The 20,788-nt window shown below is 48.1% G+C and carries 20 protein-coding genes; all 20 read left to right on the top strand.

Annotated features, from left to right (window positions below; genetic code table 11):
• The first annotated feature begins 81 nt into the window (after positions 1-81).
• The 20 genes from MHB72_RS02535 (at position 82) to MHB72_RS02630 (ending at position 20,786) form a co-directional block, all read left to right on the top strand.
• Complete coding sequence (locus tag MHB72_RS02535; RefSeq protein WP_216921860.1) at positions 82-477, top strand: 3-hydroxyacyl-ACP dehydratase FabZ family protein; 396 nt, start codon at positions 82-84, stop codon at positions 475-477.
• A gap of 15 nt (positions 478-492) precedes the next feature.
• On the top strand, positions 493-957 hold the full coding sequence (gene tsaA / locus MHB72_RS02540) for a tRNA (N6-threonylcarbamoyladenosine(37)-N6)-methyltransferase TrmO (protein WP_023857917.1): 465 nt from the start codon (positions 493-495) through the stop codon (positions 955-957).
• A gap of 170 nt (positions 958-1,127) precedes the next feature.
• Positions 1,128-3,179, top strand: coding sequence for a BglG family transcription antiterminator (locus tag MHB72_RS02545; protein ID WP_340901628.1), 2,052 nt, complete (start codon positions 1,128-1,130; stop codon positions 3,177-3,179).
• A 16-nt stretch (positions 3,180-3,195) separates the two neighbouring features.
• Positions 3,196-3,477, top strand: a complete 282-nt coding sequence (locus tag MHB72_RS02550) for a PTS sugar transporter subunit IIB (RefSeq protein ID WP_003179002.1) — start codon at positions 3,196-3,198, stop codon at positions 3,475-3,477.
• A 23-nt stretch (positions 3,478-3,500) separates the two neighbouring features.
• On the top strand, positions 3,501-4,874 hold the full coding sequence (locus MHB72_RS02555) for a PTS ascorbate transporter subunit IIC (protein WP_023857915.1): 1,374 nt from the start codon (positions 3,501-3,503) through the stop codon (positions 4,872-4,874).
• 14 nt (positions 4,875-4,888) lie between these two features.
• Positions 4,889-5,731 carry a transketolase gene (locus MHB72_RS02560; protein ID WP_216921854.1) on the top strand — a complete coding sequence of 281 codons (843 nt, stop codon included), beginning with the start codon at positions 4,889-4,891 and terminating at the stop codon, positions 5,729-5,731.
• Positions 5,728-6,681 (top strand): transketolase family protein, encoded by a 954-nt coding sequence (locus MHB72_RS02565; protein ID WP_025810109.1) that lies wholly within the window; start codon positions 5,728-5,730, stop codon positions 6,679-6,681. Before MHB72_RS02560 ends, MHB72_RS02565 begins: the two co-directional genes overlap by 4 nt.
• Positions 6,682-6,754: 73 nt before the next feature.
• Positions 6,755-7,510 carry a Cof-type HAD-IIB family hydrolase gene (locus tag MHB72_RS02570; RefSeq protein ID WP_020450202.1) on the top strand — a complete coding sequence of 252 codons (756 nt, stop codon included), beginning with the start codon at positions 6,755-6,757 and terminating at the stop codon, positions 7,508-7,510.
• A 288-nt stretch (positions 7,511-7,798) separates the two neighbouring features.
• Complete coding sequence (gene pxpA, locus MHB72_RS02575; RefSeq protein WP_216921851.1) at positions 7,799-8,560, top strand: 5-oxoprolinase subunit PxpA; 762 nt, start codon at positions 7,799-7,801, stop codon at positions 8,558-8,560.
• Between the two features lie 24 nt (positions 8,561-8,584).
• Complete coding sequence (locus MHB72_RS02580) at positions 8,585-9,796, top strand: NRAMP family divalent metal transporter (protein ID WP_101561607.1); 1,212 nt, start codon at positions 8,585-8,587, stop codon at positions 9,794-9,796.
• Positions 9,793-10,593: a putative hydro-lyase gene (locus MHB72_RS02585; protein WP_302052732.1), complete on the top strand. Its 801-nt coding sequence runs from the start codon at positions 9,793-9,795 to the stop codon at positions 10,591-10,593. Before MHB72_RS02580 ends, MHB72_RS02585 begins: the two co-directional genes overlap by 4 nt.
• 76 nt (positions 10,594-10,669) lie before the next feature.
• The gene (pxpB, locus tag MHB72_RS02590; protein WP_020450206.1) at positions 10,670-11,404 is read left to right on the top strand and encodes a 5-oxoprolinase subunit PxpB; all 735 of its coding nucleotides are present in this window, start codon (positions 10,670-10,672) and stop codon (positions 11,402-11,404) included.
• Positions 11,401-12,414 carry a 5-oxoprolinase subunit C family protein gene (locus MHB72_RS02595; protein ID WP_025810102.1) on the top strand — a complete coding sequence of 338 codons (1,014 nt, stop codon included), beginning with the start codon at positions 11,401-11,403 and terminating at the stop codon, positions 12,412-12,414. Before pxpB ends, MHB72_RS02595 begins: the two co-directional genes overlap by 4 nt.
• A gap of 31 nt (positions 12,415-12,445) precedes the next feature.
• Positions 12,446-13,195, top strand: coding sequence for an IclR family transcriptional regulator (locus MHB72_RS02600; protein ID WP_095292531.1), 750 nt, complete (start codon positions 12,446-12,448; stop codon positions 13,193-13,195).
• An 88-nt stretch (positions 13,196-13,283) separates the two neighbouring features.
• The gene (locus MHB72_RS02605) at positions 13,284-13,922 is read left to right on the top strand and encodes a GDSL-type esterase/lipase family protein (protein ID WP_020450209.1); all 639 of its coding nucleotides are present in this window, start codon (positions 13,284-13,286) and stop codon (positions 13,920-13,922) included.
• Between the two features lie 478 nt (positions 13,923-14,400).
• On the top strand, positions 14,401-15,825 hold the full coding sequence (locus MHB72_RS02610) for a PTS mannitol transporter subunit IICB (RefSeq protein ID WP_145930079.1): 1,425 nt from the start codon (positions 14,401-14,403) through the stop codon (positions 15,823-15,825).
• Between the two features lie 66 nt (positions 15,826-15,891).
• Positions 15,892-16,332: a PTS sugar transporter subunit IIA gene (locus tag MHB72_RS02615; RefSeq protein ID WP_023857905.1), complete on the top strand. Its 441-nt coding sequence runs from the start codon at positions 15,892-15,894 to the stop codon at positions 16,330-16,332.
• Complete coding sequence (locus MHB72_RS02620) at positions 16,329-17,468, top strand: mannitol-1-phosphate 5-dehydrogenase (protein ID WP_216921848.1); 1,140 nt, start codon at positions 16,329-16,331, stop codon at positions 17,466-17,468. Before MHB72_RS02615 ends, MHB72_RS02620 begins: the two co-directional genes overlap by 4 nt.
• A 259-nt stretch (positions 17,469-17,727) precedes the next feature.
• A complete protein-coding gene (locus MHB72_RS02625; protein ID WP_025810095.1) occupies positions 17,728-19,806 on the top strand; it encodes a BglG family transcription antiterminator in 2,079 nt (692 codons plus the stop codon).
• A 110-nt stretch (positions 19,807-19,916) separates the two neighbouring features.
• Entirely contained in the window at positions 19,917-20,786 is an 870-nt protein-coding gene (locus MHB72_RS02630) for an SDR family oxidoreductase (RefSeq protein ID WP_023857901.1), read from the top strand.
• The last annotated feature ends 2 nt before the right edge of the window (positions 20,787-20,788 follow it).

Consider the following 20,788-nt stretch of genomic DNA (forward strand, 5'->3'; position numbering starts at 1 on the left):
AGCTTCATTCTGTGTCATCGCGTTAAATAAAAGAGAAAAAAATGAAACTGCGGTATAATCATGTAAAAAAGGATGATCAGCGTGAACAATTCTCTACTGCCGCATCGATACCCGTTTCTATTCATTGACCGTGTTGTTGAGAGCGAGCCGGGAAAATGGGTGAAAGGATATAAATTCATAACGGAAAACGACTGGTTTATCACGGAAAACCAAAAGGAAATGCCATTTTCTATTATCATTGAAGCGCTGGCTCAAACCGCTGCATTTACTGCGCTCAAAGACCCGGCTGAGATCGGCTTTCTGTCTTCGGTGAAAAAAGCTGAATACACCGGCAAGGTCTTTGTGGGAGACAAACTTGATCTTTATTTTGAAGTTTCCCGCTTTAAAAGAGGGTTTTTATTCGGCAACGGAACCGCCTCAGTAAACGGAAAACCGGCAGCGAAAGCGGAGATCGGGATTTTTATGGAACCGAAGTGAAAGTGGGGGATAAAATTGATAGAATTAAAGCCTGTCGCGTTTGTGAAAAACTTGCGGACTGTGCCGCAGGATGATCATTGGGGCGATGTGATTTCTGAAATTAATTTGGCTGAAGATATTCATCCGGACGCTTTAAAAGGGATCGAAGCATTTTCTCATTTGGACATTATCTTTTACTTTCATCAAGTAAAAGAGGATCAAATACAATATCAGGCGAGGCGCCCGAGAAACAATCAAAACTATCCTGAGACAGGCATTTTCGCCCAACGGGGAAAAAACAGACCCAACAGGCTCGGCGCAACCGTTGTGACACTCCTTGAAAAATCCGGGAGCAAGCTTGTAGTGAAAGGGTTGGATGCGATTGACGGAACACCTGTAATCGATATCAAACCGGTAATGAAAGAGTTTCTTCCGAAAGGGCAAATCATACAGCCGAAGTGGTCGGAAGATTTGATGAAAGTATATTGGCATGACAGCTGATTGATAGAAAAAAACCTCTCAACACCTTTTGAGAGGTTTTTTCATGCTTGTACGATAAAAAAGAAGGATATCAGACCAATCTTGAAGATCGGAAGTCCCATGAATTGTACCCAATCGGCAAACAAAATGAAAACGCTTTATTATATGATGGCAATAAGGGGGGCGCAAAAATGATCAACGAGAAACGTCCGGCTCAATTGCTTCAATATTTGCTGCGTGTCAGAGAAGCGACCATGCATCAGCTGATTGATCATTTTCAATTATCAAAACGGCAAATCTGCTATGACCTAGACAAAATCAATTATTGGCTGACCGGCAAGCAGCTGCCTGAAATCGAATATAAAAGAAAAAACCGGCTGGCCGTTCCGGAAAAATTGCTTGAATTGCGGTTCTCCGAAGCCTGTTCAGACATCGGCCGCTCGTTTATTTTTACACAGGAAGAGCGGATCAAAGCCTTGTACATGTTCCTGTTTGTCCGCAGGGAGCCGATTTCATCCGCTCATCTCACACAGTTATTGCAGGTCAGCAAAAATACGGTCATGAATGATGTGAAAAAAGCGAATGAGGCGCTGGCTCCGTTTTTGGTGGCGATCAGATATACAAGACAGCGCGGCTATCATTTAATAGGAAGCGAGTTTGATAAAAGAGTTCCTGTCATGCACCACCTTTCTTATTTTCTGCAAAAGCCTTACGGCAAAGAAATCCTTCATTATATTTTAAAAGTTTCCGGCTCGTGCGATCACACACAACAAGAAACGAAAAGAGCGGTTGAACTTGTCTCGAAAGAATACAGGATTCAACTCGTTGAAGAAAGGCTCAATGAATTTGTTTACTTTCTGATGATGTATTCGATCAGAGTGGCCGAAGGAAAAATTGTTCGTTTTCACCAGGAGGAGGGGGAGCTTTTAAAGCAAAGTCCGCTGAAAAACGCAGCCGTAAGGCTTGTGAATGAACTTCGGATTCCCGTCTATGAAACCGAACTGTGCTACATTTTGATCCAGCTGCTCGGGCTTTCATTTGGACAACAGCCGGCGCATGATCCGCTTTATCAGCTGTGTGAAAAGCTTGTGTTTGAATTTGAATCAAGAGCATGCATCACATTTCCGAGGAGACGCGAGGTGGCGGAATCTCTTTATCGGCACTTGAAGCCGGCATATTTCAGAATGAAATACCGCATTCCGATTCACAATCCCCTGCTCAGCAAGATTAAGAAAGAGCACAAAGAACTGTTTACCATCGTTCAAAAGCTGATGCGGCACCTTGAAGCGCTGCTGAACAAACCGGTTCCAGAAGAAGAAATCGGCTTTATCACGATTCACTTTGGTGCATTGCTTGAGCAGCCGGTACAGTCCGGATCATCGAAAAAGACAGCTGTCGTCATTTGTCCGAGCGGTGTCAGCTCATCCTTGATGGTCAGGCGCCAGCTTGAATCGCTATTTTCAGAGATTGTCGTTGAGAAGGCGATGTCTTTGCAGGCATTCACACCTGACGTCTTTGACCGTTATGATGCCGTGTTTTCCACCGTTGAGCTTAAAACCAAAAAACGATACTACATGGTCGGGCCGCTGATGACGCCCGCTGAAAAAAGCAGGCTTGTCAATGAAGTGTATCAGGAACTGTTCGGCGTGAAGCAAAAGGAGCTTTTGACAGACGAATTTCTTCACATCCTCAAGAAGCACGCCAAAATCATAGACGAAAAAGGCCTAAGAGAAGCATTGAAAAATATTATATTTATTCAAAAAGTGACGGAAACAAGGGGGAAACGACCAGTGCTGAAAGATCTGTTGACAGATGAAACCATTAAAATGGCTGACCAAATCAAAAGCTGGGAAGAAGCGATTCAAACAGCGGCAAAGCCTTTGCTTGATAAGGAGGTGATCTTGAAGGAATACACAGATGCCATGATCGACAATGTCAAAAAGATGGGACCTTATATGATCATCGGCCCCGAGATTGCCGTTCCTCATGCAAGACCTGAAAAAGGCGTCCGAAAGGTGGGAATGAGTCTCCTGAAACTGAAGGAACCGGTCTATTTTTTGGATGATGAACAGTATCCGGTAAGGCTTTTGTTTTGCATTGCGGCGGTTGACCATACGACACATCTGAAGGCGCTTTCCCAACTGACTCGGCTTCTCAGCAATAAAGAAAATCAGGACTCCTTAAAGGAAACCGAGTCGTTGGATCATATCAAACGTTTAATCGAAGCCTATTCATCCAATTAAAAACAGGAGGGGTAACATGAAGATATTGGCAGTTTGTGGATCAGGACTTGGAAGCAGTTTTATGCTGGAAATGAATATTAAAGATATTTTGCAGGAAATGGGGTTAATGGAGATCGAGGTGGATCATTCGGATTTGAGCTCAGCGTCTCCTGATCAAGCGGATTTGTTTGTCGTTGCCAAAGATATCGCGGAAGGAGCAGCCCACCTGCGGGATATCGTCGTGCTTGAAAGCATTATAGACATGGATGAACTGAAAACAAAACTGGTTAAAACATTGCAGGAAAAAGGAGTGCTTTAATCACAGAAAAGGAGGAACTGCAAATGGGTGAAAGAGCGCTAAAGCTGATGATGGATGTGTTAAGCCAGCCGGCTGTATTAATTGCAGCCATTTCTTTTATCGGTCTTCTGCTTCAAAAAAAGCCGGCCAATGAAATCGTGAAAGGGACGACGAAATCGTTTTTAGGTTTTATCGTGATTTCAGCCGGGGCGGGTATTCTTGTTGGTTCGCTTGAGCCGTTCGGAAAGATGTTTCAAGCCGCCTTTCATGTGAACGGCGTCGTTCCGAACAATGAAGCGATTGTCGCGATGGCGCTCAACGAATACGGGACGGCGACAGCGCTGATTATGTTTTTCGGGATGCTGTCCAACATCTTAATCGCCCGTTTTACCAGATTAAAATACATTTTTTTGACGGGCCATCACACATTGTATATGGCTTGTTTAATCGCCGTCATACTGGCGGTGGCGGGTTTGAAGGGTCCGTTTTTGATCGGCGTCGGAGCGGTTTCACTCGGCTTGACAATGAGTGTGTTTCCGGCAATGGTTCAGCCTTTTATGAAAAAGATAACAGGCAATGATAAGGTCGCGTTCGGCCACTTTTCTTCAATCGGTTACGCTGTGTCCGGGTTAATTGGCAAAGCAGCAGGCAAGGGCTCGCGCTCGACTGAAAAAATCGGGTTTCCGAAGGGCCTCGGATTTTTAAGGGACAGTTCTGTCAGCATTGCGCTCACCATGACCATCTTGTACGTTTTGATTGCCTTATTTGCAGGAGCGGGCTATGTGGAGCGCGAGTTGAGCGGCGGTACACATTACCTTGTCTTCTCCGTTATTCAAGCGGTCACATTTGCGGCAGGGGTGTTTATTATTCTTTCGGGAGTCAGACTCGTGCTCGCAGAGATCGTTCCGGCTTTTAAAGGCATATCTGACAAACTTGTGCCGGATTCCAAGCCGGCACTGGATTGTCCGATCATTTTTCCGTACGCACCAAACGCCGTACTAATCGGCTTTTTTTGCAGCTTCATTGGCGGCATCACCGGCATGTTGATTCTCGGAGCAGCCGGAGCCGTCATCGTTCTTCCCGGAGTGGTTCCCCACTTTTTCACAGGGGCCTCGGCCGGCGTCTTCGGAAACGCTGCAGGGGGGATACGGGGAGCGGTCTTGGGGTCTTTTGTCAACGGTCTGATCATTACATTTTTCCCTGTGTTTCTGCTGCCGGTCATGGGTGATTTAGGCTTTGCCAATACGACATTTTCCGATACCGACTTTGCCGCGACAGGAATCGTGCTTGGGCATGCGTTGAAACTGCTGGGGGCAGGAGGAGTTGTAATTGGAATTGCAGCGGTAGTGGCCGGTGCGGTCTTACTGGGCTTTAAACGCGGAAAGGCGGGGAAGTCCGATCATAAAGCTGAAGCATAAAGGAGTGGGCAATGATGTCAGTGAAGGAAATCAATATGGAACGTTTTCGTGACCAAATCAGGCTGCTGACACTGAAACAGCTTCATCACCTCGGTTTTGGGCATTATGGAGGCAGCTTGTCAATCGCCGATGTGTTGGCCGTTTTATATGGAAAGGTGATGAAAATAGATCCCGCCAATCCGTCGTGGGAAGATCGTGACTTTTTTATTCTTTCAAAAGGGCACGGCGGCCCCGCCTTGTATGCAGCGCTTCATCTTACCGGCTATTTTGAAGAAGATGGGCTCTATACGCTAAACCAAAACGGCACGGCTCTTCCGTCGCATCCTGACCGGAATTTAACACCGGGAGTCGATATGACGACCGGGTCGCTTGGCCAGGGGATCTCGGCTGCGGCAGGAGTCGCACTGTCGCACAAGCTTTCAGGACGCTCTAACCGGACCTTTGTTATTGTCGGCGACGGGGAGCTGAATGAAGGTCAATGTTGGGAAGCGATCCAATTCGCGGCACACCATAAGCTCCACAATTTTTATGTGTTTGTGGATGATAATAAACAACAGCTGGACGGTCCGACTAAAGATATTATTGATCCGCTGGATTTTGTCAGCAAATTTTCAGCCTTCGGTTTTTATTCCGAAAGGGTAAACGGACATGAACCGGATGCGATTTATCAAGCGATCAAAAGAGGAGAAGCCCAGCGGGAAAGGCCGGTTGCCGTCATCCTTGATACGGTGAAGGGAAAGGGCATCCCTTATTTTGAAAATATGGAGAACAGCCACCACATTAGAGCGAATGATGAACAAAATCGCATAATCGAAAAGATCATGATGACGCTTGAAGAAAAGGAAGTGAGGGCATGAATGAGGCGGCAGCAAATGTCAAGCTGGATGCTGTCGAAATGAGGCAGGCATACAGCTCGGCCGTTTATGAACTGGCTCAGGAAAACGCGGACATCGTGGCGTTGGAAGCGGATTTGATGAGCTCGATTTCCATGGACAAAATTAAACGGCGCATTCCCGAGCGAGTGATCAATTGCGGGGTCATGGAAGCCAATATGATAGGGATTGCGGCCGGGCTTTCGTTAACCGGAAGAATCCCGTTTGTTCACACGTTCGCCCAGTTTGCGACAAGACGCTGCTTTGATCAGCTGTTTGTTTCAGGTGCCTATGCCAAAACAAACATCAAGATTCTCGGTTCAGATTCGGGAATTACGGCTGAACATAACGGCGGAACACACATGGCCTTTGAAGATTTGGGACTCGCCCGGCTAATCCCGAATGCCTTTGTTTATGAAGCGAGCGATGCGGCAATGCTCCAATTTTTGATCAAAAAGGCTGCGGCGGAGTACGGCATTCACTATATCAGGACGATCAGAAAAAAGGCGGTCAGACTTTATGATGAACATGAAACATTTGCAGATGGAAAAGCAAAAGTTCTCAAAGACGGCAGCGATGCGGCGCTGTTTGCCAGCGGCATCATGGTCGCAGAAGCTTTGCGGGCGGCAGAACTGCTAAAAGAAAAAGGGATCGATGCAGCGGTCATCGATATGTATTGCATCAAGCCGATCGATCAAGAAACCGTGATTCGCTACGCACAAAAAACGAATGCGATTGTCACAGCAGAAAACCATAATGTCATAGGCGGATTGGGAAGCGCAGTCGCGGAAGTGCTGAGTGAACATCATCCCGCTCCGCTCAAGAGAATCGGGGTTCATGAAGCCTTCGGACAGGTCGGGACGATCGATTATTTGAAAAAATATTACCGTTTGACCGCAGAGCATATCGCACGGGCGGCGGAACAGCTCGTTTAAGATTTCTTTGTCCTGGCCGATTTTTATATTAGAATAGATAAAAGCCTAAAAAAAGTGAGGTATCTTAAATATCGTGTCAGTCAGTCAAAGAGATCGAATCGATGTGAAGCTAGTAGCTCTGGATATGGATGGAACACTATTAAATGATGAACAGACCATTTCTGATGAAAACAGAAATGCGATTAAAGAAGCAGAGGAAAAAGGGATTTATGTCGTGCTCAGCACCGGCCGGACGCTGATGACGTGCCGGGAGTTGGCGGAGTCGCTTGAACTGTCTTCTTTTTTGATCACGGCAAACGGCAGTGAAATTTGGGATTCGTCTTTCAACCTGGTCGAGCGTCAGCTGCTTCATCCCGATCATGTCCAAATGATGTGGGATTTGCGCAATCTGCACAACACCGATTTCTGGGCCGCCAGCGTCGATAAAGTGTGGAGAGGCGAGTTTCCTGAGGATATTCAGGCGTATGAATGGCTGAAATTCGGCTTTGATATTCCGGATGACGACGTCAGAAACCGGGTCTTGGAAGAGCTGAAAAAGAACAAAGAATTGGAAGTCAGCAATTCAAGCCCGACCAATATTGAAGTCAACGCCATCGGGATCAATAAAGCGGCCGCTTTGGCAAAAGTATGCGAGCGCCTCGGCTTTACGATGGAACACGTGATGGCGGTCGGAGACAGTTTAAATGATATCGCCATGATCAAAGAAGCGGGTTTAGGCGTTGCCATGGGGAACGCCCAGGAAATCGTCAAAGAAACCGCAGACTGGATCACGGATTCCAATATCGAACACGGAGTCGCAAAAGCGATCAGGCACTGGGTATTGTCCTAGCTTGAAAAAAGAGCCGATTTACGGCTCTTTTTTGGTGCAAAATAAAAAATATTCATGGGCTGAAGCAAGCTGAAAAAACCTTGTGAAATCAGGTTTTTCAGCTAAAACTTTTTAGGAAAAATGATTTATTTTATGTGAGGTTTTCTAACAATATGATGCCAAGCGGGCAAATCCTTGATATAATCTATTCAAGTTTGATTATTCGGAATTAAGGTTCCGAAAATCGGAACAAAATGAGGGATATACTAAAATTCGACCGAATGTGCATCAATATATAGGGGGGATTTGATGAATCAAGTTGATTTAAACTGCGATCTTGGAGAAAGCTTCGGCGCTTATAAAATCGGGCTCGATGAGGAGATTCTCGAATTTGTTACATCAGCCAACATCGCTTGCGGATTTCATGCCGGAGACCCTGGCGTCATGCGCAAAACCGTCAAAATGGCGGCGGAAAAAGGCGTGAAAATCGGCGCGCATCCGGGACTTCCCGATTTAGCGGGATTCGGGCGCCGCAATATGGCGATTACACCTGAAGAAGCATACGATCTTGTCGTGTATCAAATTGGTGCGCTTTTAGGATTTTTAAAGGCCGAAGGTGTGACCATGCAGCATGTGAAACCCCATGGCGCACTGTATAATATGGCGGCGCAAAGCCGGGAACTGTCGGATGCGATCGCGCGTGCAGTTTATCAAACAGACCCGGAACTGATTTTATTCGGTTTGGCGGGAAGCGAACTTGTGCTTGCCGGTGAAAGAGCCGGTTTGAAAACGGCTCACGAAGTGTTCGCCGACCGTACATATCAGGAAGACGGAACGCTGACTTCCCGCCGCCAGAATGATGCGCTGATTCATGATGATGATGAAGCCGTCGGTCAGGTGATCCGCATGGTCAAAGAAGGCAAAGTCCGCAGCCTGCAAGGAACGGATGTCAGCCTTAAAGCAGATACGGTGTGCATTCACGGAGATGGTGCACACGCGCTTCAGTTTGCGAAAAAAATCCGCCGTGAACTCAGAGCAGCAGATATTAAAATACAAGCTTTTTCTACATGATGTTGACAAAAGGAGGAATACCATTTGAAACAAAATAAAAAAACAAAAGCGTCATCAAGCAACTGGACGTTGCTTTTGGGCGCCGCTTTTTTAATGGCCACATCCTCAATCGGGCCGGGATTTTTAACGCAAACCACAGTCTTTACACAGAGCTTGGCTGCAAGCTTCGGCTTTGTCATCCTCGTTTCCATCATTTTAGATATCTTCGTTCAAACCAATGTATGGAGAATCATTGCGGTTTCTGAAAAAAGAGGGCAGGAAATCGCCAACCTCGTCTTTCCGGGACTCGGCTATGTCATCGCCTTTCTCGTCGTTCTGGGCGGGCTTGCTTTCAACATCGGCAATATCGGAGGCGCCGGTCTCGGCCTCCAGGTTTTATTCGGCATTACACCGCAGACGGGTGCGATCATCAGCGCCGCGATCGCGGTTTTGATCTTTGTCATTAAAGAAGCGGGAAAAGCGATGGACCGGTTTACGCTGATCGCGGGCTTTGTCATGATTTTATTAGTGGTGTACGTTGCGATTACGACCGGTCCTCCGGTTGGAGAAGCAGTAACAAAAACGATCATGCCTGATAATATCGACATTCTTGCGATTGTGACGCTTGTCGGCGGTACGGTCGGCGGATACATTACATTTGCCGGCGGACACCGTTTGCTTGATGCGGGTGTTAAAGGGAGGGCTGCGATTCCTGAAGTAACGAAAAGCTCTGTTTCCGGCATTTTGATCACATCTGTCATGAGAATTGCGCTTTTCCTTGCTGTACTTGGAGTCGTCTCAAAAGGCCTGCACATTAATCCGGATAACCCGCCGGCTTCTGTCTTCCAGCTTGCTGCGGGAAATATCGGCTACAAAATCTTCGGTCTCGTCATGTGGGGAGCTGCTGTTACATCTGTAATCGGCGCTGCTTATACGTCCGTATCTTTCTTTAAAACGTTTTCTCCGAAAATTGAAAAGAATTCGCGCGGCATTATTATTGTCTTTATTATCGTATCAACGATTTGCTTTGTAACAATTGGTAAGCCGGTCAACCTTCTCGTGCTTGCCGGCGCATTAAACGGTTTAATCTTACCGATCGCACTCGGATCCCTTTTGATCGGCGCGTATAAGAAGAATATCGTCGGCGACTACAGGCATCCGATCTGGCTTACAATTCCGGGTATTCTGGTCGTTATTGTCATGGCGGTCATGGGAGGCTATACGTTAATCAATGAAATTCCTAAGTTATGGGGATGATATCGTTGCGTCATGTAAATGAAATGCGCCCTGACGAAGTCAGGGCCCTGATTCGAAAAGGCGAAATAACGGGTCCGACAGCCGGGATGGCCGGGGGTTTTACCCAGGCAAACCTGGTGATTTTGAAAAAAGAGCTCGCTTTTGAGTTTTTGCTGTTTTGCCAGCGCAATCAAAAGCCGTGTCCGATTCTCGATGTCACAGATCCCGGATCTCCGGTTCCGTCCATCACGGCGCCGGATGCCGATATCCGCACCGATTTTCCGAAATACCGCGTATACAGGCGCGGCGAATTGGCGGATGAAGTGACCGATATCCATTCTTTATGGGAAAACGACATGGTCGGTTTTTTAATCGGCTGCAGCTTTACGTTTGAACAAACGTTAATCAATAACGGAATCCCTGTCAGACACATTGAAGAAAAGCGAAATGTTCCGATGTATCAAACGAATATTCCTTGTGTCCCGGCAGGCCGTTTTCAAGGGCCGATGGTTGTCAGTATGAGGCCGGTTCCGGAAGAGCAGGCGGTGCGTGCCGTTCAGGTTACATCAAGGTTTCCCGCTGTTCACGGAGGACCTGTCCATATCGGCAGTCCTGAAGCCATCGGTATAACAGACATCGCAAAACCCGATTTCGGCGATGCGGTCACGATAAAAAAAGGAGAAGTTCCGGTATTTTGGGCATGCGGCGTCACCCCTCAGGCCGTCGCCATGCACGTAAAGCCGGAGCTGATGATCACGCATTCGCCCGGCCATATGCTGGTTACCGATGTTCGGGACGAACAATTTGGCGTGTTATAGGATCTCAAAATCAATACAGAGTGGTTTATCTGTATTGATTTTTGATTTAAGGGGATGAAAGGCAAGGTGAAACAGAATGAAAAATCTATCGAATGTGACAATGTCTCCGCTCGGCGACTCCGCGGTTATCATTCAGCTCGGAGAGGGGATAAGCGAACAGACGCATCGTGTCGTCAGTGCACTGACAAAGCGGATTGAAAACGATCCGTTTCCCGGTTTTATTGAGTGTGTGCCGGCTTTCACGAGTGTGACCGTTTTCTATCAGCCGTTTGAAGTATACCGCAAGATGGAGAGCGGCAAGGCTGTTGATTCTCCGTATGAAAAGGTAAAAGCCCTCATCGAACATCATCTCCAAGAGCTCACAATGGAAGAAGAAACAAATCAGCGTACGGTGGAAATTCCGGTTTGTTACGGCGGCCGTTTCGGCCCTGATTTGGAGGAAGTGGCCGACATCAACGGACTGACTGCACAGGAAGTCATCGATATTCACACCTCGGGTGAGTACCTCGTTTATATGATCGGCTTTGCGCCGGGCTTCCCTTACTTAGGCGGAATGTCTGAAAAGATAGCCGCGCCGCGGCGGTCCTCTCCGCGGACTTCGATTCCCGCCGGCTCCGTGGGAATCGCCGGCATGCAAACAGGCGTCTATCCCCTTTCAACGCCGGGCGGCTGGCAGCTGATCGGCAATACGCCGCTTGAATTATTCAAGCCTTATGAACAGCCTCCGAGCCTTCTGAGAGCAGGGGATATCGTGAAATTTGTCAGCGTGACAGAAGAGGAGTATCACGCGCTGAAGGAGGGAAAATCTTGAGCATAGAAGTGTTAAAGCCGGGTCTGATGACGACGGTTCAAGACTTGGGCCGCGCAGGTTTTCAAAAATACGGCGTGCTTGTCAGCGGGGCCATGGATGCCGATTCTTTGCGGATTGCCAATCTCCTCGCGGGGAACAGCCAGAACGAAGCTGCACTTGAAGTGACGCTGATGGGACCGGGGCCGTCTCTCCGCTTTCAAAAACCGGCTCTTATAGCGGTGACGGGCGCTGACTTTTCACTGATGGTAAATGACGAAGAAGTCCCGCTTTGGCGTCCGGTTTTCATCAAAGAAGGCAGTGTGTTGACATTCGGCATGTGCAAGCGCGGAAGCCGTGCATACATGGCGGTGGCCGGAGGGATTGATGTGCCGCCTGTGATGGAAAGCAAAAGCACATATGTCAGAGCAGGGCTCGGCGGCTTTCAAGGAAGGGCGCTTCAAAAGGGAGACGTGTTATCGCTAGGCAGCCCGACGCCGTTGTCGGAAGCGATGTACAGAAAGCTTGCAGACCATGGCGATGGCTTAGGCTTTGGGGCTCCGAAGTGGGCTGTCGACCGCAAATATTTTCTCCCGTTAAAAAAGAATCCGGTCATTCGTGTCATCAAAGGCGATCAGTTCGCTTGCTTCACCTCATCATCGCAAGAACGCTTTTTCGCGGATACATTCCGGGTGACGGCCAAATCCGACCGGATGGGGTACCGTCTTCAAGGAGAAGCGCTCGAACTCACTCAGCCGCTGGAAATGATCTCTGAAGCGGTATCGTTCGGAACGATTCAGGTGCCGCCTGACGGCAATCCGATCGTTCTTCTCGCAGACAGACAGACAGCGGGCGGATATCCGAGAATCGCCCATATCGTATCCGCCGATTTTTCACAGGTGACGCAGATGATGCCGGGCGAGCAGGTACAGTTTCAGCTTGTCAGCCTTCAGGAAGCAGAGCGCATTTACATCGAACGGGAGACGAAAATCAGCGAACTTTCCGCCCGATTGAAGCTTGAATACATGTTATGATAGGTGTGATGTGTATCAGGAGGGGGAAGGCATGGAACATAAAAACAAAACAGTTGTCAAAGCTATGACCCTGCTCAATCTGTTCCTGACGAGAGAAAGGCTCTCACTGGGCGACATGATTGAGCTGACAGGCATGCCGAAAACATCTGTCTACCGCATGGTTTGTTCTCTCGAAGAAATGGGTTTTCTCGACCGTGACGAGAACGGGATGTATGCTTTAGGACTGCTGTTTTTGCAATACGGCCACCTTGTTTCAGAAAGGCTTGATATCCGAAAAATCGCTCTGCCTATCATGGAAGAACTCCGCGATGACGTGGATGAAGCCGTCCATTTGATCGTGAGGCAGGGAAATGAAGCGATGTATATAGAAAAAATTGAGGGCACGCAGACCGTTCGCCTCTATACAGCGATCGGGAGGCGGTCCCCTTTATATGCCGGAGCCTGCGCAAGAAGCATTCTGACATTTTTGCCTGAAGAAGAGCGGGATGCCTATATCAAGAAAACAGAGCTGGTGCCGATCGCTTCCGGTACGATCCGGGATAAGAACGAGCTGATCCATATTTTGAATGAGTCGTACCGGAGCGGCTGCACGGTCAGTCATTCGGAGCTCGAAGACTACACCTCTGCGATCGCCGCGCCGATTTTCAATCATAAGCGCGAAGTCGCGGCGGGGATCAGCATCGCCGGGTTTGAAGCCCGCTTTCAGAAAGACCGTCTTCCTTATTTGACCGAAAGAGTGAAAAAGGCGGCGCTTGACATTTCGAGAAAGTTAGGTTTTTAGGAAAAAAGAAAAGTATCCTTTCGAGCCTCTCCCGAGTACATATATGGTAGCTGCCGCGAAAAAACGGCATACCGGAGGGGGAAAGGATATGACGCTTCAATATACGGCTCTCGGCGATTCTCTAACCGTCGGGGTCGGTGCAGGTTTGTTTGAGCCGGGGTTTGTCCAGCGCTATAAAAGGAAAATGGAAGAAGATTTGAACGAATGCGTTTCTTTGCTTGTATTTGCGAAATCGGGTCTTGAAACGTCGGACATTCTGGCGATGCTGAACGAGCCGTTCATCATGGAACAGGTCAAAAAAGCGGACGTCATCACGATAACGGGCTGCGGCAATGACCTTCTGCAATCGCTGGAGATATATGAAAAAGAAAAGGATGAACACGTCTTTTTGGAAGCTTCCTCACACTGTCAGAAAAACTACTCAGGCATGCTTGAGAAAATCGGAGACATAAAGGGAGACAAAGATACGCGTTACCTCGTCCGTCTTCTCAATTTATACAACCCTTTTCCGTCGATCGAATTAGCGGACAAATGGATTTCCGGCTTTAACAGGCATTTAAAACAGCTCGAGTCCGCTCCGCAAATCAAGGTGATCGATACTTATGCTGTCTTTAAAGGACACGAACAAGAATATTTGTCAATTGACCGCGTACATCCAAACAGCAGAGGGTATGAAGCGATGGCGGAAAATTTGCGAGCGGCGGGCTACGGGCCGCTGAAAAGCTGAATATGATGAAGAAAGACCATTCCATCAGGAATGGTCTTTTCAGCGTGTCGACAAACCCTCGCATTCGTTGTCAGGCCTGCGCGTCGGTGCTCACGAATTCCAACATTCGCTGCGCTCCGATGCTCGGCCTTCCTAGACTGCAAGGGTTTTCAATCACGCTGAAAGGGTGACAAAATCCTAAAACTGAAAACCGTTTTAGGATTTTGTCAACAATCTGGAAAGACCATTCCAATCAAGAATGGTCTTTTTTTATGCAATTCTTCAGCGCGCCTTTATTTTCCTCGAGTCGGCCGCGGCAGCCGAAACCAGACTAAAAAATGAAACTATTAAATTTTGTCACACGGCTCCTGCCAAAGTGCCGTTTTCTTTCAATTGAGCAGTCATCTGTAAGCGTTTTAATATAAAGACAAGGAGCCGACATTATTCGACATCATTTTTTTATCACAGGCTTTAAAGGACAACAAAGGAGGGTTATGAAATGGAAGAAAGACAAAATCCAGATTTCAAAGTAAAGATTCAACGTTTCGGAAGCTATTTGAGCGGAATGATCATGCCGAATATCGGTGCATTTATCGCATGGGGGATCATTACCGCCCTGTTTATTCCGACGGGATGGATGCCGAATGAGGCGCTTGCTTCATTGGTTGATCCGATGATCAAATTTCTGCTGCCGCTCTTGATCGGATACACGGGCGGTAAGATGGTGTACGACCACCGCGGAGGCGTCGTCGGTGCGACTGCAGCGATGGGTGTTATTGTCGGTGCGGACATTCCGATGTTCCTCGGCGCGATGATCATGGGGCCGCTGGGCGGCTTCCTGATGAAATTGACGGACAGGCTTTTCAAAGATAAGGTCCGTTCCGGATTTGAAATGCTGATCAACAACTTTACAGCCGGAATTCTCGGTTTCATTTTGGCAGTGCTCGGCTTTCTTGCGATCGGTCCGGTGGTGCTCGGCTTGAACAAAACATTGGCGGCCGGCGTGGAAGTGATCGTCAATGCGAATCTGCTTCCATTGGCAAGTATTTTTGTAGAGCCTGCGAAAGTTCTTTTCCTTAACAATGCGATTAACCACGGTATTTTGAGCCCGATTGGTATTGAACAGGCCGCCCAGACAGGAAAATCGATTTTATTCCTTTTGGAGGCGAACCCAGGTCCGGGTCTCGGGATTCTTTTAGCTTACATGATTTTTGGAAAAGGCACATCAAAGCAGACCGCCCCGGGCGCTGCAGTGATTCACTTCCTTGGCGGGATTCACGAAATTTATTTCCCTTACATTCTGATGAAACCGCTGTTAATCCTGGCTGCAATAGCGGGCGGAGCGAGCGGTGTGCTGACATTCTCCATCTTTAATGCGGGGCTGGCGGCTGTTCCTTCACCGGGAAGCATTATTGCGGTGCTGGCGATGACGCCGAAAGGCAACCACATCGGTGTGATCCTTGGTGTTCTCGTCGCGGCAGCCGTTTCATTCATTGTAGCTTCTTTGATTTTGAAAACGTCTAAAGCCGGCGAAGAAGATTTAACAGCCGCAGCGGAAAAAATGCAGCAAATGAAAGGTAAGAAGAGCCAAGCCGTTTCTGCATTGACTTCGGCTGATGAAGCGGAAGAATCAGAGGCAACTTATGAAAATGTCGGCAAGATCATTTTCGCGTGTGATGCCGGAATGGGCTCCAGTGCGATGGGGGCATCGATTTTGAAAAACAAAGTCAAAAAAGCAGAACTCGATATCGACGTATCCAATACATCGATCAATAATCTGCCTGGAGATGCCGACATCGTCATTACGCATAAAGACTTAACGGAACGCGCAAAAGCGAAGCTTCCAAACGCTAGACACATATCAGTGGAAAATTTCCTTAACAGTCCAAAATACGATGAACTGATCAATCAGCTTAAAAAGTAAAGTTTGAGAATCCGTGAGCCTGTCAATCAGGCTCACACAACATGTATGAAAGAGAGTGATTTCCCAATGAAACCAGTACTTGCAAAAGAAAACATTCATCTCAATCAATCTGCCGCAACGCAGGAAGAAGCGATCAGGCTGGCCGGAAAGGCGCTGGTTGACGCCGGCTATGTGACCGCGGATTATATCGAGAAAATGTTGGAGAGGGAAGGCCTCACTTCCACTTACATGGGGAACGCAATCGCTATTCCGCATGGTACGGAAGACAGCAAGCGGGATGTTCTTCACTCCGGAATATCCGTGATCCAGCTTCCGGAAGGTGTCGAATACGGCGATGGCAATATCGCTAAAGTGATCTTTGGCATTGCCGGGAAAAATGATGAGCATTTGGACATTTTGTCAAAGATTGCGATCGTCTGCTCAGAAGCGGACAACGTCGAACGGATCATCAATGCGAAAAATGAAGACGAGTTAATGGCGGTTTTTGAAGAAGGTGACCAAATATGATTGCACTGCATTTCGGTGCGGGGAACATCGGCCGGGGATTTATCGGAGCCTTGCTCTGCAAATCGGGGTATGATGTCGTGTTCGCCGATGTAAACGATGCCGTGATCAAGGAACTGAACGACAAGGGCCGCTATATCGTCGAATTGGCCGATGCCGGAAGGAAGCAGGAAACGATTGGCCCGGTTCGGGCGATCAACAGTGCGACTCAGCTTGACGAATTGTATGATTTCATAGCGAAAGCCGACCTTGTCACCACTGCGGTGGGCCCTGCGGTTCTTAAGCTGATCGCAGAGCCGATTGCAGAAGGTTTGAAGCGCCGGATAAAACTAAATACACAGCCTTTAAACATCATAGCTTGCGAGAATATGATCGGAGGCAGCGCTCATCTTCGCGAGGAGATTTTTGCCCGCTTAACTGAAACAGAGCGCGCCGCAATCAGCGATTCGGTCGGTTTTCCGAACTCGGCAGTCGACAGAATTGTGCCGATCCAGCATCATGATGATCTGTTGAAAGTAACGGTGGAGCCTTTTTTCGAATGGGCCGTCGATCAAACGGAATTCGCGGGAAAAGTGCCGGATATTGAAGGTGTGACATATGTACCGGATCTCGCGCCATTCATCGAAAGAAAGCTGTTTACGGTCAATACCGGACATGCCATGGCGGCGTATGCCGGCTATAAGAAAGGTTTGAAGACGATAAAAGCCGCCATTCACCACCCGGAGGTCCGTCAAACGGTAGCAGGCGCGCTTGAAGAAACAGGCCGGTACCTTGTTCAAACTTACGATTTTACACAGGAAGAGCACCGGGCATATATGACAAAAATTATCGGGCGCTTTGAAAATGAATGCCTATCAGACGATGTCACCCGTGTGGCCAGGTCGCCGCTTCGCAAGCTTGGCAGGGATGACCGTCTTGTCGGCCCGGCCAGAAAGCTTTGCGACCTCGGCTTTGAACCTGTCCGCCTTGCAGAAGGTATTGCCTTGGCGCTGCAGTTTGATTGTGCCGATGATCCGGAAGCCGTTGAGCTTCAAAGCATGATCACTGAAAAAGGCTATGAAGGCGTGCTTCGAGATGTATGCGGACTAAAAGAGGATCATTCTTTATTCAAACTGGTGATCAGCCATTTGAAAGCATAGTTTCAGATAGAATCGGGAAAAGTTCGGCAGCCGGGCGGGGGCTGCCGAAACAGAATGTATGAACAGGGCGGCGCAGATGCAACCTAACCTGGAAACATCAGCTGTGGGCTGATGTTTCTTCACTTCTTGAAGATTTTAATAAAAAATTAATTAGTTCGAATTGAAGATTTCTTAACAGCGTTTTATGATAGGGATACCGTTTCAACCGCCGGACCCCCTTTCACTCCCGCAAAAACGACAACACCGGAGGCGGCGTTTTATGTATATGACAGCAAGGGAACAAAAATTGATGAAATACCTTTTGCATCAAAACCGCTATGTCAAAGTCAATGAAATTGCCGACTATATTGAAGTCAGCACAAGAACGGTCCACCGCGAGCTCAAAGCGGTTAAATCCGTTCTGGACAAGTACAGTCTTCAACTTGATAAGCAGCCGGGAAAAGGCTTGAAACTGGTCGGTGTCTACAGAGACAAACAGCGGCTTCTTGAAGATCTGTCCCGGGACAGCCATGTCGAATACAGTGCCGATGAACGAAAGCTTTTGATTTTATGCGCGATGCTTGAAGCGGGAGAACCGATCAAGCTTTATACAATCGCCAATGACTTGCAGGTGACGACGGCAACGATCAGCAACGATCTTGACGAGCTGGAGAAGTGGATCGCTCCGTTCGGCCTGTCGCTGATCAGAAAAAGAGGCTACGGCATAGAGCTGAGGGGGCCGGAGGATGCCAAGCGAAAAATCGTCGGAAACTTGATGGCCGACAAGCTCGATGTTCAGCAGTTTCTGGAAACAATCGAAATGAATATTAAAGGCAAGAACGAAGCGCCGGAGAAAATATTCGGTGTCGTCAGCAGGGGGAAATTGCTGAAAGCGGAAAAAGTGCTGTTTCAGATGAAAGAAAAGTATGGGCTTTCCCTTTCCGACAGTGCATACATCGCTCTCGTCGTCCACTTGACGTTTGCGATCGAGCGGATACAGCTCGGTGAAATGATTAATATGAATGAAGAAGAATTGACGGACCTGAAGCGTACGAAAGAGTTTGAACTGGCGCTTGCGCTTGCAAAGGAGCTTGAAAATGCGTTTCACGTGAAGATCCCCGAAGCTGAGGCGGGTTATATAACGATGCATTTAAGAAGTGCCAACAAAAGCTTCAAAATCGACTACAGAGCGGAAGATATCGAGCTGGATACCGCCCTCAGGACGAAAAAGCTGATCGATTTCATCTCGCAAAAAACGGGCACGAATTTAACAGGCAACCATTCGCTTTATGAAGGATTAATCGCCCACCTTGAACCGGCGATCATCCGGATCAAAGAAAAGATGTCGGTGCATAATCCGTTAACAGAACAGGTCAAAAAAGATTATTTTCTCTTATATATGGCCATAGAGGAAGGCGTCGAAACATTTTTTCCGGAAATCCGGTTTCCAGATGAAGAAATTGCTTTTATCGTCCTTCACTTTGGATCGGCGCTTGAGATGAGCAAACAAAAAGTAGACATCAGCGCGCTCGTGATTTGTTCGAGCGGAATCGGTTCATCAAAGATGCTGGCCTCGCGGCTGAAAAAAGAGCTTCCTGAAATCGCTTCCTTTGAGATATCCTCGCTGATGGAGCTGAAATCGAAAAATACCGGTGCCTATGACATCATCGTTTCAACCGTGCCGATCCCATATGAAAACATTGACTGCGTCACCGTCAGTCCGCTCCTTGACACAGAAGATGTGAAACAGATCAAACACCAGCTCACCCGGAAAATCCCGCTCATCCTTCGGAAAAAGCGGATGGCTCCCAAAAAACCGGAGCCGTTTCCTGATATGCTTCAGATTGCGCGGAAAATCGGCCATTACGCAGCCGGCATTCAACATTTACTGAGCCATTTTACAGTTGAAACGCTGGAAGCTGAATCAAGCCTGGAACATACGGTCAAACGCCTTTGCAGCACCCTTGAAGATCAAGGTCTGGTTACGGATGCAGGGCAGATGGCCGGCGGGCTGATGACAAGAGAAGCACAGGGGGGCCTCGGCATTCCCGGAACCACCTTCGCACTGTTCCATTTAAAAAGCGAAGCGGCCGCGATTCCCCTCTTTAAAGCTTATGATCTGTCCAAACCGTTCGAGATCAAAGGGATGGACGGAAGCGTCATGAAGATGACGCGGATGCTTATCATGCTGGCGCCGGTCGATCTGTCTCCGGAAGGTTCCGAGATTTTGAGCTTGATCAGCTCTTCGATGATTGAAAGTGACGAAAGTATAAAAGCGTACCAGACCGGAGACCGCGAGCAGCTGTACGGAAGGCTGAACGTGTTGTTTCACCGGTTTATACAGGATAAAGAGTGGTAAAAGCCCCGGTCACCCGGGGCTTTCTTCATTTTTCGCGCACACGGTCATGTTTAAACAAAAATTTCTCCGGTTAAAAGTCTAGTAATATCAGCTAAAGGGAGGAATCACAAATGGATTTGCGCAATCAGCAGACAAACGGACAGCCGGCACAGACGCAAGACCGTCAGCCCGGCATCGAAAGCGTCATGAACCCGCGTCCGATCTATGAAGATGAAAATTACAAAGGGACGGATAAATTGAAAGGAAAGGTCGCACTGATTACAGGGGGCGACAGCGGAATCGGCAGGGCAGTTGCCGTTGCCTATGCTAAAGAAGGCGCGGACATCTCGATCGTCTACTTAAATGAACATGAGGACGCTCAGGAGACGAAAGCGCGGGTTGAAAAAGAAGGCGTCAAATGCATGCTGCTTCCCGGAGACGTCAGAGACGAAGCATTTTGCAATGACGCGGTTGAACAGACTGTAAAGGAGCTGGGCCGTCTTGATATTCTTGTCAATAATGCGGCCGAACAGCATCCAAAAGACAGCATTAAAGAGATTTCCAGTGAACAGCTTGAGAAAACATTTAAAACAAATTTCTTCTCTTATTTCTACTTTACAAAAAAAGCGATCGATTATTTGGAGCCGGGCAGCGCGATCATCAATACAACATCGATCAACCCTTACCGGGGCAATCCGCAGCTGATTGACTACACGGCAACAAAAGGTGCGATCAATGCATTTACACGGTCGATGTCACAGGCGCTCGTCAAAGACGGCATCCGTGTCAATGCCGTTGCACCGGGACCGATTTGGACGCCGCTGATCCCGTCCACATTTTCAGGTGAGGAAGTGGCGAAGTTCGGTACAAATACACCGATGGGCCGTCCAGGTCAGCCGGTGGATCATGTGGGCTGCTATGTGCTTTTAGCATCTGACGATTCTTCGTATATGACAGGGCAGACCCTCCACGTCAACGGCGGAGACTTTATCACGACATAAAA

It is taken from the genome of Bacillus sp. FSL K6-1284 (genome assembly GCF_038002625.1).
Lineage (GTDB): Bacteria > Bacillota > Bacilli > Bacillales > Bacillaceae > Bacillus > Bacillus paralicheniformis.

Coding starts and splice junctions, on each gene's coding strand:
- MHB72_RS02545 (WP_340901628.1), top strand. CDS start 1,128: ATGATCAACGAGAAACGTCCGGCTCAATTGCTTCAATATTTGCTGCGT.
- MHB72_RS02550 (WP_003179002.1), top strand. CDS start 3,196: ATGAAGATATTGGCAGTTTGTGGATCAGGACTTGGAAGCAGTTTTATG.
- MHB72_RS02555 (WP_023857915.1), top strand. CDS start 3,501: ATGGGTGAAAGAGCGCTAAAGCTGATGATGGATGTGTTAAGCCAGCCG.
- MHB72_RS02560 (WP_216921854.1), top strand. CDS start 4,889: ATGTCAGTGAAGGAAATCAATATGGAACGTTTTCGTGACCAAATCAGG.
- MHB72_RS02565 (WP_025810109.1), top strand. CDS start 5,728: ATGAATGAGGCGGCAGCAAATGTCAAGCTGGATGCTGTCGAAATGAGG.
- pxpA (WP_216921851.1), top strand. CDS start 7,799: ATGAATCAAGTTGATTTAAACTGCGATCTTGGAGAAAGCTTCGGCGCT.
- MHB72_RS02585 (WP_302052732.1), top strand. CDS start 9,793: ATGATATCGTTGCGTCATGTAAATGAAATGCGCCCTGACGAAGTCAGG.
- pxpB (WP_020450206.1), top strand. CDS start 10,670: ATGAAAAATCTATCGAATGTGACAATGTCTCCGCTCGGCGACTCCGCG.
- MHB72_RS02600 (WP_095292531.1), top strand. CDS start 12,446: ATGGAACATAAAAACAAAACAGTTGTCAAAGCTATGACCCTGCTCAAT.
- MHB72_RS02605 (WP_020450209.1), top strand. CDS start 13,284: ATGACGCTTCAATATACGGCTCTCGGCGATTCTCTAACCGTCGGGGTC.
- MHB72_RS02610 (WP_145930079.1), top strand. CDS start 14,401: ATGGAAGAAAGACAAAATCCAGATTTCAAAGTAAAGATTCAACGTTTC.
- MHB72_RS02615 (WP_023857905.1), top strand. CDS start 15,892: ATGAAACCAGTACTTGCAAAAGAAAACATTCATCTCAATCAATCTGCC.
- MHB72_RS02620 (WP_216921848.1), top strand. CDS start 16,329: ATGATTGCACTGCATTTCGGTGCGGGGAACATCGGCCGGGGATTTATC.
- MHB72_RS02625 (WP_025810095.1), top strand. CDS start 17,728: ATGTATATGACAGCAAGGGAACAAAAATTGATGAAATACCTTTTGCAT.
- MHB72_RS02630 (WP_023857901.1), top strand. CDS start 19,917: ATGGATTTGCGCAATCAGCAGACAAACGGACAGCCGGCACAGACGCAA.